This window comes from Streptomyces sp. NPDC001393 (assembly GCF_053597455.1).
Genome location: NZ_JBSFIH010000058.1, coordinates 41399 through 52876, shown reverse-complemented (window position 1 = coordinate 52876; position 11478 = coordinate 41399). Strand labels below are relative to the sequence as shown.

Here is an 11478-nt window from a genome sequence, read left to right as displayed (position 1 = left end):
CAGGATCAGCGGATCGGCGTTCGGTGCGAACCGGCGTACGGTGACATGGCACACCACGGGCATCGCGGCTGCCGTCAGGCAGGTCAGCGCCATACCCGGCGGCAGCTTGCCGCTGACGGCGAGGGCCGTCTCCGCATAGCCGTAGCAGCAGATGAGGATGGCGCCGAGGAGCAGGACGAGCTCCAGGTTCCGGTCACTCAGGCGTCCCGACCGGCCCGGCCACACGGCCAGTTTCGCCGGTTCACGCCGACCAGTCATGCTTTCCCCCTCGATCGGGTCCACCCCCTCGATTCCCGCTGCGGGACTTGGCCAACAGGGTTATATGGTTGCGCAATAACGCAACTGAACTGTAGCCGAGGCCAGGTAAGAGGAGGGTCGGCGTGGCGGCACGCAGGAGGGGGCGCCGCAAGGCGTGGGCGGTGCTGATCGGGGTGAGCGTGGTCCTGGCGCTCGTGAGCTATCTCGCCGTCCGGCTCATCCGCTCGGCAACTCCCGACGAATGCACGGCGCATGGCACGGACGGCACGACCGTCACGCTCGATCTGGACCAGGCATCCCACGCCGCGACCATCGCGGCCGTGGCCCACGCGCACGGCCTGCCGCAACGCGCCGTCACCATCGCCCTGGCGACCGCGATCCAGGAGTCCAAACTCCACAACTTGACGTACGGGGACCGCGACTCCCTCGGCCTGTTCCAGCAGCGCCCGTCCCAGGGCTGGGGCACTCCCGCCCAGATCCGCGACCCCGTCTACGCGTCGGGCAAGTTCTTCGACGCGCTGGTCAAGGTGCCCGACTACCTCGGCCTTCCGGTCACCGTCGCCGCGCAGCGAGTCCAGCACAGCGGCTACCCGGAGGCCTACGCAGCACATGAGGCCATGGCGGCGACGCTGGCCGACGTGCTGACGGGGCGGGAGGGGCCGGCGCTGAACTGCACGGTGAGTGGGGCCGATCCGGCTCCCTCCGATACAGCGAGCAGCGCGGCGGGTGGCGTGAGCGAGGCCGGTGGCGGCAGCGGTGTCGCGGCAGCCGTCCGACGGGAGTTCGGCGACGCGCCGGTCGCCCTGCCCGCGACCGGCGGCGACAGCGTCAGCTTCCCGATTGCGACCGAGCAGGCTTCCACAGGCTGGTCCCTCGCCCTGTGGCTGCTCTGCCACGCCACCGCACTGCACGCCACATCCGTGACATTCGACGGCCGGCGCTGGAGCAGTGCCGCCTCGGACCGAGGCTGGACGCACAGCACCCCCGATTCCCGGCAGACCGGGATGCTGGCGGTGGAGCTGGGTTAGGCCCGCGCGGGCGGACCTTCATCATCTGAAGGAGCCCCACCGCCACACACGGCGAACATGGACGAGCCGGCGTAGGAGACGAACGGCAATGGGCCACAGCGCGCCTTGAGCGGCACTGATCCATCAGCACGTGGCCTGTGTCCGCGATCGCGGGATCGCCGACCTGCTCGGCATGGGTGCCAGGGCCTGTCGTTCCCGCATGTGCCGGACCCGGGGATCGACGCGGGAGTATCGCGCAGTCCGAGTCTTGCGATCAATGCGTCCGTCCCGCACTCTGGGTAACGCCGGGCTGCGCGAACCGCGCCCCCGCCGGCCGGCGCGCGGCTATGGTCGCCGTCCCGTGCGTGACATTGCCGACGAGGTCGCTCAGTCCGGGGCACGCCCCTCCACCGTTTGACCCTACGAGGACCAACCCAGCTCAAACACTTGCCTACTTGCGTGACTGTGCAACCATCAGGGGTCCGATTTCGTCTCACTGGTAGCAGTCGGGGCGACACTCCGGATTCAGCCGTGTTGCCCGCGTCGAGATGAGCGAGAGCGAGCGCATGCGCCATCAACAGGAACGCGTCAACAGCGCCATCGGCGCGCAGCGGCAGCACAGCTCCGTGACGCACGGTCGGGTGGTCCCTCAGGGTCGGACCGGAGAGCGGACGCCGTCCGAAGACACATTCCGTGCACGACGCTCGCGGCGGGACGAGGGCGGCGCGCCTCCTGTGCGTCGGCCCCGGGCAGGGGCCATCGCAGCGATGCTGCTGGGACCGTTGCTTCTGGGGGACGGGGTGGATGCCCTGGTCGGCCGGGAGCCCGGCTGGGGTGTGGTGGTGGGAGCGACGGCGGGAGCCCTGCTCGCGGCCCTGGCGGCGGTTCGTCGCCGCACTCTGGGGTCCGTGGCACCGCTGCCGGCCCTTGCTGTGGCCGTTGTCACGGCGGGGACGGTGCTGACGTCGCACGGTCCGCTGGCCACGCGGCTGGTGCGGTGGGCCGTGGCGGTGTTCCCGGCGATGGCCGCGGCGGAGTGCGCGGTGGTCGTCGTGGCGCTGGCGGTAGCCGTGCTCCGGTACGGAATGAACAGGAGGGATCGTGCCTGAGAGCATGCGACACCGTTCGTACCCGGCCGCCGTCACACGCGGACGCAGGGCGCCCTGGCTTGTCATGTTGCGTGTTGCGACATGGACGGTTTCGGCGGCTCTGCTGCTCGGCTGCGGTGCGACCTGGTACGCCTACCGGTCCCTGACGCACGGCCTCACCACCTCTGATGCGCTCGACGCGGTCCGCGGCAAGGCGCCCCGACACCTGGACAACGCGGTCAACTTGCTGCTCATAGGTCTCGACTCGCGCAAGGACATGAACGGCAACGACCTGCCACGGCAGTTCGTGCAGAGCGAGTTGCACGCCGGGTCCAGCGACATCGGTTACTACAACACCAACACCCTGATCCTCATGCACATCCCCGCGAACGGCGGCAAGGTGCAGGCGTTCTCCATCCCGCGCGACGACTACGTGCAGACGCTGAACGGAGACGGCTCGGTGCAGGGCCACTTCAAGATCAAGGAGGCGTACGCCAACGCGTACACCACTGCCCACGACAAGTACGCCGCCCAGGGCGTCAGGGGCGCGGATCTGGAAGCGAAAAGCCGTGAGGCCGGCCGGGAGGCGACGCTGGCGACGGTGCAGCAGTTCGCCGGTGTGCCCATCGACCACTTCGCCGAGATCAACCTCCTCGGCTTCTACGACATCGCCAAGGTTCTGCAGCCCATCACGGTGTGTCTCAAACACCCGGTCAAGGACCGTTATTCGGGTGCCGACTTCCCGGCCGGCGTGCAGCAGCTGAACGCCCGTCAGGCGCTGGCCTTCGTACGGCAGCGGCACGGGCTGGACGCCGGGGACCTGGACCGTACGCGCCGGCAGCAGGCCTTCATCTCCACAGTCACGCATCAGCTCAAGACGGAGGGTGTCTGGGGCAGCCCGTCCAAGCTTCAAGGACTGTTCGACGTCGTGAAGAAGGACGTCGTTCTCGACAGCAGCTGGAACGTGCTCGATTTCGCACAGCAGGCCCCGGACCTCACCGGCGGCAACGTGGTGTTCCACACCCTGCCCATCGAGGGCTTCGGGATCCGCAACCGCGAGGACGTCAACCTCGTGGATCCGGAGAAGATCAAGTCGATCGTGCAGCAAGCCTTCGGAGCGGCCGGTGCCCCGTCTCCCGCGGCCTCCGGCACCACTGCGGCCGCACCCGCCACCGTGGATGTCATCAACGGCAACGGCGGTCGGGGCCTCGCCTCGAAGGCGCTCTCCTCTCTGGTCGAACTCGGCTACACGGCCGGTACCACGGGCAACACCACCACGCAGCCTGCGACCACCGTCCGCTACGGCGCCGGGGCACAGCAGGCGGCTCAGCAGATCGCCGGCCGGCTCCACGCCGGCACCGCCGCTTCCAGTCCTGCCGTGTCCGCGGGCCACGTCGTCGTCACCCTCGGCGAGGACTACACGCATCCCGGTCAGGCAGCTCCGACCCGGACGCCGACCGCATCCGCGTCGAGCACGGCAACAGCGGACGACTCCGGCCCGGCCGTGAAGGCGGGCGGTGTGCCGTGCGTCAACTGACCCACCCTCGATGCGTGACTCGCGTGAGCGGTGATCCAGGACCGGGTTGCTTCTTGCCGAGTCGACGTCGACGCGCGTATCCCTGGCCGGAAGGAGGCGAGAGACATGGTTCGCAGCATGGGCGGACCCGAGGCGGCCCGGCCGCCCGTGGCGGCGTAGGGCGGCGCAGGTGTCAGGTCGGCCAAAGCGCAGGTGGACGAGTGGCGTTACCGGGTGCCGAGGGTGGGCGAGGTCGATCGGATGCGGGGCCGACTGTGGCCCGGACTACTGCAAGTGCGGTTCATCTGACTCCCGCCTCCCTCCGGCGTGGCGTCGTACGACTCGGCAACGAGCAGACCGGCCCACACGGCGGTGGCCCGTGCACCCCGACTCGTGGCCGTCCGCGATCCGGGTCGCCGCGTCCCGTCCAGTGGTGCAGGTGCGAGAACCGCCTCGGTGGGCTTCGGCATGTCGTCGCGCCATGGGAGGGCGTACCCTGGCCGGAGGGCGCGATGCGTCGTTGCCCGATCTGACCGCCGCGAGCGCGAGGAGGTGAACGGGATGAGTTCCTGCAGCAGTAGTCCCAGCTCCCATTCCGTGGCACCACGGGCGTCCGGCGGGCACCGCACCGCTGTCTGACGGCCTGGCTCTCCAGAGTATTCCGGACAGTCATCACGCCTGCCTCCGGTCCGCCAGCGGGTGCCGATCAGGCGGAGGTGCGTCATGACGATCACGATCACACTGCCCCGGTTCACGCTGCCCGCCGTGGCCGAGCGTGGCCTGCGGACGCTGCTCCCCGTCGCCGAGCCGGCGGTCCTCGCCGTAGCCGATGCCTGCGGTGTCGGGATGCCGGTGCGCCTGCTGGGACTCGGTGTCAAGCTTGCCCGGTCGGCCACGCAGGACTGATCCGGCTCGGTCCCGGGGAGGCAGGCGGTGAACGATCAGCGGTGGGCACAGGAACGCCTCGCGGTGCGCCAGGCGGCGCAACGGCTGACCGAGGACGCGGGGGCCCTGATGGCGGCCTCCGCGGAGGCCGCCGAGGCCGGGCTGGCGACGCGTGCGGAGGACCTTCGGCGTGCCGTCGTCGCTGCCTGGAGCGCCGGTGTCACGCCCGAGGTCCTGGCCTTGGACGCCGGGGTAAAGGTCGCCGTGATCGATGACTGGATCGGTCCGGGCGACGTACGCCATGGTCCGTGACCGCGTCAAGAGGTCATCAATGACTTGCGCAAACATGCAAGCGTTGGGCTACACTCTTTGAGGTTTGAAAAGGGCACCTCGTTCGGTGAGGCGTCTTCACGGACACAGGCCACTGACCCCACGACGTCGAGAGACGCCCAGGGTCAGGACACCTCTCCCCGGCCTAAGGGGTGAGGCCAAGTGGCTTCCCTTGCAGGGGGATTACGCCGTGGAGTGCCAAAGCTCTGACGAGTTGGGGTGTACCGGCCGCAGTCTGCGCGCCGGTCCGCTCCCTGCCGAGTCGACGTCGACGCGCGCCGTGCGTGTCTCCGGCCGGAAGGAGGCGAGAGACATGGACTGCAGTTGCAGTAGTCCGGGCCACAGTCGGCCCCTTACCCGCTTGTCCTCGCATTCTTCCGGCACGCGGTAACCACCTTCCCTGCGCGGATTTCCGTCCGCGTCTCGCGCCCCCGCACGGCCGTGCGCCGTGACGGGCTGCCGTCCTGCGCGCTCGCGCGGGGAGGATGGCTTTCGCGTGCCCCCTGCCTCCCCCAATTGGGGGGATTCGGGAGGTACGTCATGACCACTGTGACCAACATGTCCGAGGCCCCGCGCTCCGCGGTCCTGGACGACGCGCACGTCGGCGACATCCAGGGTGCGCTCGGCACCATCCGGCTCGACGACACCGCACCCCGCACCGGCCTGTCCGCCAAGCTCAAGACACTGCTGGCGATCGTCGGGCCCGGCCTGATCGTCATGGTCGGCGACAACGACGCCGGCGCCTTCGCCACCTACGGCCAGGCCGGCCAGAACTACGGCACCCACCTGCTGTGGACCCTGCTCCTGCTGGTCCCCGTCCTGTTCGTCAACCAGGAGATGGTGCTGCGTCTGGGCGCCGTCACCGGCGTCGGCCACGCCCGGCTCATCCTGGAGCGGTTCGGCAAGTTCTGGGGCGCGTTCAGTGTCATCGACTTGTTCCTACTCAACGCCCTCACCTTGGTGACCGAGTTCATCGGCATCACCCTGGCCACCGGCTACCTGGGCCTGCCCAAGGCCGCCTCCGTGGTGCTCGCCGCCGCCATCATCGTCGCCTCGGCGTTCACCGGCTCCTTCCGCCGCTTCGAGCGGGTCGCCATCACCCTGTGCGCGGCCTCGCTGCTGCTGGTGCCGGTCTACTGCATGGTCCACCCGCACGCCTCGCAGATGGCACGGGACTTCGTCGTGCCCAACATGCCCGGCGGTACCGGGCAGTTGTCCACCGTCATGCTGCTGATCATCGGCATCGTCGGCACCACGGTCGCCCCCTGGCAGCTGTTCTTCCAGCAGTCGTACGTGATCGACAAGCGGATCACCCCGCGCTTCATGAAGTACGAGAAGGCCGACCTGTGGATCGGCATCGCCGTGGTCGTCATCGGCGCGGCGGCCATGATGGGCTTCACCGCCGCCGCCTTCGCCGGCACCCACGGCTTCGGGAACTTCACGGACGCCGGGGGCATCGCCACCGGTCTGGAGGCCAAGGCCGGCAAGCTCGCCGGCGTGCTGTTCGCCATCGCGCTGCTGGACGCCTCCATCATCGGCGCCTTCGCCGTGTCCCTGTCCACCGCCTACGCGATCGGGGACGTCTTCGGCATCCGGCACTCGCTCCACCGGGGCGTCAAGAAAGCCAAGGGCTTCTACGCCGTCTACGCCGGCCTGGTCGCCGCAGCCGCCGCCATCGTGCTCATCCCCGGCTCCCCGCTGGGCCTGCTCACCGAAGGCGTCCAGACCCTCGCCGGCGTCCTGCTGCCCTCCGCCAGCGTGTTCCTGCTCCTTCTCTGCAATGACAAGCAGGTCCTCGGCCCCTGGGTCAACGGCCCCAAGACCAACGCGTTCACTTCGGCCGTCGTCGGCGTCCTGGTCGCCCTGTCGATCATCCTGACCGCCTCGGTGCTTTTCCCGGACATCTCCGCGACCGCGATCCTCGACATCATGGCCGCCTGCGGCATCGTCGGCGTGCTGGCCGCCGGGTACGCCTTCACGCGCCGCCGCACCAACACCAAGGAAGACCCGATCGACCGCATCGGCCGGGACACCTGGCGCATGCCCGCACTGGCCACACTGACCCGGCCGACCATGTCCACCGCCCGCAAGCTCGGCATGGGCGCCCTGCGCACCTACCTCCTCATCGCCATGATCCTCGTCGTCATCAAGATCGTGGAAGTGGCCCTCGGCCACTGAGTCCCCCCACCGGCCGGGGTGCGCCCTCGGCCTGACCGAGATCCCCAAGCCACCGGTGCTCGCCGCCCGGGGTGGCTGCTGGTTCGCCACCCCTGACGGCAGCGTGCGGCTCCACTTGGGCATCGAAGACCCCTTCCGGCCCGCGCAGAAGGCCCACCCCGGGCTGCGGGTGACCGGCATCGACGCCCTCGCCGACTGCCTCGCCGCACACGGCGCGCCGGTCGTGTGGGACGACAACCTGCCCGGCCACCGCCGCTTCTACAGCACCGACCCCGTCGGCAACCGCCTGGAATTCCTCGAGCCGCTCGCCTGACGTCCGGCGCCGGACGCCGTGCGGATACCGCCTGGGGCGTCACTGTCACGCATATGATCCGGCCGCTCGCGGCCCCGGTCCTCAAGGAGGTGCCTCGTGCACGCACTGACCACCGTCGAATTCCTGACTCGACTCGGCACCGGGGTGGCCTGTGGCGCGCTGATCGGCGTCGAGCGGCAGTGGCGGGCCCGGATGGCGGGCCTGCGCACCAACGCCCTGGTCGCCACCGGCGCCACCCTGTTCGTGCTGTACAGCGAGGCCGTCGGCGATATGGGCAGCCCCACCCGGGTCGCCTCCTACGTGGTGTCCGGCATCGGATTTCTCGGCGGTGGCGTGATCCTGCGCGACGGGGCCGGAGTGCGCGGCCTGAACACCGCCGCCACCCTGTGGTGCTCGGCGGCCGTCGGAGTGCTGGCCGCCTCCGGCAAGCTGAGCCTGGCCGTCCTCGGTACCGTAGTGGTCCTGGCCGTCCACCTTGTGCTGCGGCCGGCCGGGCGGCTGCTGGACCGGGCGCCGGCTTCCGGTACGGACCCTGATGCCACTGTCCACGCCACTGTCCACCTGGTGTGCGAGCGCAGTGCCGAGACGCACTTGCGCGCCCTGCTGCTGCAGACCCTGACCGCTTCCGGACTCGCCCCTACCGGGCTGCGTGCCCGCCGGGAGGGCGAGGCGGCCAGCCTGCGTGCCGCGGTCATGATCAACGGCGATGTCGCCGCCGCACTGGAGCAGGTCATCTCCCGGTTGTCCCTGGAGCCGGGCGTGAGCGACCTGCACTGGCACGTGGACGACGAGGAGTCCGAACGGGAACGCCCGCGGGCGCTGGCCTGACGCACCAGGGCAGCGCCCTCCGGCCGCCCGGCCCGGGGTCCTCAGGGGCCCGCCACGAGTTCGGGATGCTCATGCTCGCAGGTGTCGTCGATGCCGTAGGTGTCCCAGGTGGGGAACGGGTCCGTGGGCGGCAGGCTCTCGCCGTCGGCCATGAGGCAGTCGGTCAGTGCCGCGTGCAGTGCGTCCGCGTGCAGGTGCGTGCCGATGAAGACCAGTTCCTGGCATTCGGGGCTCTCGGTGTCGCGGGCGGCGGACGGCTCGAAGCGTGCGACGGAGCCGGCCTGTGACCACAGGCCCGTCACGTGCGGGCGGCTGGCGAGGGTGAAGAAGCCCTTGGAGCGCAGGATCTGTCCGTACGCGCCGCTGTCGAGTTCCTCGGTCACGAACGTCCACAATCTGCCTGGATGGAAGGGCAGTTCGGAGCGGAAGACGGTGGAGGAGATGCCGTACTCCTCCGTCTCGGGTACGTGGTCGCCGTTGAGTTCCCTCACCCAGCCGGGGGCCTGTTGGGCGCGTTCCAGGTCGAACAGCCGGGTGCCCAGCACGTCGCCCACCTTCACGCGGCCGTGGACGGCCGGGACGAGACGTGCGGCGGGGTTGAGGCGGGTGAGTGTCGCTCGCAGCCGGTCGGCCGACTCCTTGTCCACAAGGTCGAGCTTGTTCAGGACGATGACGTCGGCGAACTCGATCTGGTCCATCAGCAGGTCGCTGACGGTGCGTTCGTCGTCCTCGTACTGGTCCAGGCCGCGCTCGACGAGTTCGTCGCCGCTTGCCAGCTCGGGCAGGAAGTTCGCGGCGTCCACGACCGTGACCATGGTGTCCAGGCGGGCGAGGTCGCCGAGGGTGGCGCCGTCGTCGCGGGCGAAGGCGAAGGTCGCGGCGACCGGCATGGGTTCGGAGATGCCGGACGACTCGATGAGCAGGTAGTCGAAGCGGCCCTCTCGGGCCAGCCGGTCGACCTCTTCGAGCAGGTCGTCGCGCAGGGTGCAGCAGATGCAGCCGTTGGTCATCTCGACCAGGCGTTCCTCGGTGCGTGACAGGGCGGCCTCGCCGCCGCGCACCAGGGCGGCGTCGATGTTGACCTCGCTCATGTCGTTGACGATGACCGCGACGCGCAGTCCTTCGCGGTTGCCGAGGACGTGGTTGAGGAGGGTGGTCTTGCCGGCGCCGAGGAATCCGGACAGGACGGTGACGGGCAGTCGGCCGGAGGGGCCGGGCGGCATCATCGCTCAGTCCTCGGGTCGCAGCAGGCCGCGCTCGTACGCCTTCACCAGCCGCTGCGGTACCAGGTATGACACCCCGTCGACGATGACCGGTACGAGCGCCGGCGTGGTCGCCTTCCACTGGGCGCGGCGGTGGCGGGTGTTGCTGCGGGACATCTTCCGCTTGGGAACGGCCATGGGAATCCTCCTGGTTGGGATGGCGAGTAGAGGCTACATGAAAATGAACACCATTACGAAGTGATCCATGATTCATGTTTCCGTGAATTCAGGAATCCGTGTACCGTTGTCGGTGTGCTGACTGTTGCCTCCGACATCGAGGTCCTGGTCCGGTTCGGCCGGGCGCTCGCCGATCCGATCCGCTGCCGCATCCTGCTCGCCCTGCGGGAAGCACCCGCCTATCCCGCTGACCTGGCCGACGCGCTGGGCGTCTCGCGCACCAGGCTGTCGAACCACCTGGCGTGCCTGCGTGACTGCGGCCTGGTCGTCACCGTCCCCGACGGCCGTCGCACCCGCTACGAACTCGCCGACGAACGCCTCGGCCACGCGCTCGACGACCTGCGCACCGCCGTGGTCGCCGTCGAGGGCGACCGGACGTGCGTCGACGCGGACGACAAGGGGTGCTGCTGACCGTGAGCGCAGAGATATCCATGTCCTTCGGCCCCGACCCGGCCAGGCGCGGCGCGCTTGCCCGGCGGATACGGCTGCTGGTTGCCGCGACCATCACCTACAACGCCGTCGAGGCGGCCGTCGCCCTCACGGCCGGGACCCTGGCTTCGTCCGCCGCGCTGATCGGCTTCGGCCTCGACTCCGTCATCGAGGTCTCCTCGGCCGCCACTGTCGCCTGGCAGTTCTCCGCCCGCGAACACGCGGTGCGTGAGGCCCGGGAGAAGACCGCGTTGCGGATCATCGCGCTGTCGTTCTTCGCGCTCGCCGCCTACGTCACCGTCGATGCCGTACGGGCCCTGACCGGCTCAGGCGAGGCCACGCGCTCCCTGCCCGGGGTTGTGGTGGCTGCCTTCTCGCTCGTGGTCATGCCGGTCCTGTCGGCGGCCCAGCGTCGCGCCGGTCGGGAACTCGGCTCCGCATCTGCCGTGGCCGACTCCAAGCAGACCCTGCTGTGCACCTATTTGTCGGCGGTGCTGCTGGTGGGCCTGGTCGTCAATGCCGTGTTCGGCTGGTCGTGGGCGGATCCGCTCGCGGCCCTGGTCATCGCCGCGGTCGCGGTGAAGGAGGGGCGCGACGCGTGGCGTGGGCAGGGGTGCTGCGCAACGCCGTTGGCCGCCGTGCCGGACGAGGGTCGGCGGGAGGCGGATGCCTGCGGCTGTGCTCCGGGCTGCGACTGCCGCCCTTGACGGTGACCACTCCGGAAAGGAAGTGGCGCCGGAGTTCACCGGTGCTCGTCCGCTGCCAGCCGTCGGCCGCAGTCCGGGCACACCCCGGACAGCTGCACCGTGTGCCGGACGTTCGCGAACCCGGAGGTCTGCGCGACCGTGTCGGCCCATTCCTCCACCGGGCCGGAGTCAACGGGCCGGCTCAGGCCGCATTCGGTGCAGATGAGGTAGTGGCGGTGTTCCGGTCCCGGGCGGTAGCGGAAGAGGCGTTCACCGCTGGTGTCGCGCACCATGTCGGCCCGGCCGACGGCGGCCAGGCCGGCCAGCGTGCGGTAGACCGTGGAGAGGCCGACCGGTGAGCCGGCGGCGGCGAGCTGGTTGTGGAGGGCTTGGGCGCCGACGAAGCCGTCGGCCCGGATGAGCGCCTCGACCACGGTGGTGCGTTGCTGGGTGAGGCGGCCGATCAGCGTGACGTCGTGCGAGGGGGTGGGGGTGTGCTGGCGGTCGGGTGCCATCGGGTG

12 protein-coding genes, 2 pseudogenes and 1 riboswitch are annotated in these 11478 nt (G+C 69.8%); of the genes and pseudogenes, 10 read left to right on the top strand and 4 right to left on the bottom strand.

Features of this window, described 5'->3' with window-relative positions; all coding sequences use genetic code 11:
- Window positions 1-258: pseudogene (locus ACWC2T_RS38185) on the bottom strand (hypothetical protein); the annotation flags it as partial.
- Window positions 259-380: 122 nt separating this feature from the next.
- Between ACWC2T_RS38185 and ACWC2T_RS38180 the strand changes: the two are divergent.
- The 8 genes and pseudogenes from ACWC2T_RS38180 to ACWC2T_RS38145 all read left to right on the top strand — a co-directional run bounded on the left by ACWC2T_RS38180 (window position 381) and on the right by ACWC2T_RS38145 (window position 8403).
- Window positions 381-1286, top strand: coding sequence for a heavy metal transporter (locus ACWC2T_RS38180; RefSeq protein ID WP_450674923.1), 906 nt, complete (start codon window positions 381-383; stop codon window positions 1284-1286).
- Window positions 1287-2032: 746 nt separating this feature from the next.
- Entirely contained in the window at window positions 2033-2374 is a 342-nt protein-coding gene (locus ACWC2T_RS38175; protein ID WP_450674922.1) for a hypothetical protein, read from the top strand.
- A 64-nt stretch (window positions 2375-2438) separates the two neighbouring features.
- Window positions 2439-3890 carry an LCP family protein gene (locus ACWC2T_RS38170; protein ID WP_450674921.1) on the top strand — a complete coding sequence of 484 codons (1452 nt, stop codon included), beginning with the start codon at window positions 2439-2441 and terminating at the stop codon, window positions 3888-3890.
- A 702-nt stretch (window positions 3891-4592) separates the two neighbouring features.
- Complete coding sequence (locus ACWC2T_RS38165) at window positions 4593-4775, top strand: GNAT family acetyltransferase (protein WP_450674920.1); 183 nt, start codon at window positions 4593-4595, stop codon at window positions 4773-4775.
- A gap of 27 nt (window positions 4776-4802) precedes the next feature.
- Window positions 4803-5066, top strand: a complete 264-nt coding sequence (locus tag ACWC2T_RS38160; protein WP_450674919.1) for a hypothetical protein — start codon at window positions 4803-4805, stop codon at window positions 5064-5066.
- Window positions 5067-5136: 70 nt separating this feature from the next.
- Window positions 5137-5310: riboswitch (M-box (ykoK) riboswitch) on the top strand.
- Window positions 5311-5624: 314 nt separating this feature from the next.
- The gene (locus ACWC2T_RS38155) at window positions 5625-7262 is read left to right on the top strand and encodes an NRAMP family divalent metal transporter (RefSeq protein WP_450674918.1); all 1638 of its coding nucleotides are present in this window, start codon (window positions 5625-5627) and stop codon (window positions 7260-7262) included.
- Window positions 7263-7287: 25 nt separating this feature from the next.
- Window positions 7288-7575: pseudogene (locus ACWC2T_RS38150) on the top strand (glyoxalase); the annotation flags it as partial.
- A gap of 96 nt (window positions 7576-7671) precedes the next feature.
- The gene (locus tag ACWC2T_RS38145; protein ID WP_450674917.1) at window positions 7672-8403 is read left to right on the top strand and encodes an MgtC/SapB family protein; all 732 of its coding nucleotides are present in this window, start codon (window positions 7672-7674) and stop codon (window positions 8401-8403) included.
- A gap of 41 nt (window positions 8404-8444) precedes the next feature.
- On the opposite strand, the gene ACWC2T_RS38140 is transcribed toward ACWC2T_RS38145, so the two are convergent.
- Both ACWC2T_RS38140 and rpmF read right to left on the bottom strand, forming a co-directional pair.
- Window positions 8445-9626 carry a GTP-binding protein gene (locus ACWC2T_RS38140; RefSeq protein WP_450674925.1) on the bottom strand — a complete coding sequence of 394 codons (1182 nt, stop codon included), beginning with the start codon at window positions 9624-9626 and terminating at the stop codon, window positions 8445-8447.
- 6 nt (window positions 9627-9632) lie between these two features.
- The gene (rpmF, locus tag ACWC2T_RS38135; protein WP_450674916.1) at window positions 9633-9803 is read right to left on the bottom strand and encodes a 50S ribosomal protein L32; all 171 of its coding nucleotides are present in this window, start codon (window positions 9801-9803) and stop codon (window positions 9633-9635) included.
- A 114-nt stretch (window positions 9804-9917) separates the two neighbouring features.
- On the opposite strand from rpmF, the gene ACWC2T_RS38130 reads away from it, so the two are divergent.
- Both ACWC2T_RS38130 and ACWC2T_RS38125 read left to right on the top strand, forming a co-directional pair.
- Entirely contained in the window at window positions 9918-10253 is a 336-nt protein-coding gene (locus tag ACWC2T_RS38130; RefSeq protein ID WP_450674915.1) for an ArsR/SmtB family transcription factor, read from the top strand.
- A 20-nt stretch (window positions 10254-10273) separates the two neighbouring features.
- Window positions 10274-10978, top strand: a complete 705-nt coding sequence (locus ACWC2T_RS38125) for a cation transporter (RefSeq protein WP_450674924.1) — start codon at window positions 10274-10276, stop codon at window positions 10976-10978.
- Window positions 10979-11013: 35 nt separating this feature from the next.
- Here ACWC2T_RS38125 and ACWC2T_RS38120 read toward each other — a convergent pair whose 3' ends face one another.
- Window positions 11014-11472, bottom strand: a complete 459-nt coding sequence (locus ACWC2T_RS38120) for a Fur family transcriptional regulator (protein ID WP_450674914.1) — start codon at window positions 11470-11472, stop codon at window positions 11014-11016.
- Window positions 11473-11478 lie beyond the last annotated feature (6 nt).

Bases quoted from the DNA above. Each gene is read 5' to 3' on its own strand.
- rpmF (WP_450674916.1), bottom strand. From the start codon at position 9,803: ATGGCCGTTCCCAAGCGGAAGATGTCCCGCAGCAACACCCGCCACCGC.
- ACWC2T_RS38140 (WP_450674925.1), bottom strand. From the start codon at position 9,626: ATGCCGCCCGGCCCCTCCGGCCGACTGCCCGTCACCGTCCTGTCCGGA.
- ACWC2T_RS38155 (WP_450674918.1), top strand. From the start codon at position 5,625: ATGACCACTGTGACCAACATGTCCGAGGCCCCGCGCTCCGCGGTCCTG.
- ACWC2T_RS38170 (WP_450674921.1), top strand. From the start codon at position 2,439: ATGTTGCGTGTTGCGACATGGACGGTTTCGGCGGCTCTGCTGCTCGGC.
- ACWC2T_RS38120 (WP_450674914.1), bottom strand. From the start codon at position 11,472: ATGGCACCCGACCGCCAGCACACCCCCACCCCCTCGCACGACGTCACG.
- ACWC2T_RS38125 (WP_450674924.1), top strand. From the start codon at position 10,274: ATGTCCTTCGGCCCCGACCCGGCCAGGCGCGGCGCGCTTGCCCGGCGG.
- ACWC2T_RS38165 (WP_450674920.1), top strand. From the start codon at position 4,593: ATGACGATCACGATCACACTGCCCCGGTTCACGCTGCCCGCCGTGGCC.
- ACWC2T_RS38175 (WP_450674922.1), top strand. From the start codon at position 2,033: ATGCTGCTGGGACCGTTGCTTCTGGGGGACGGGGTGGATGCCCTGGTC.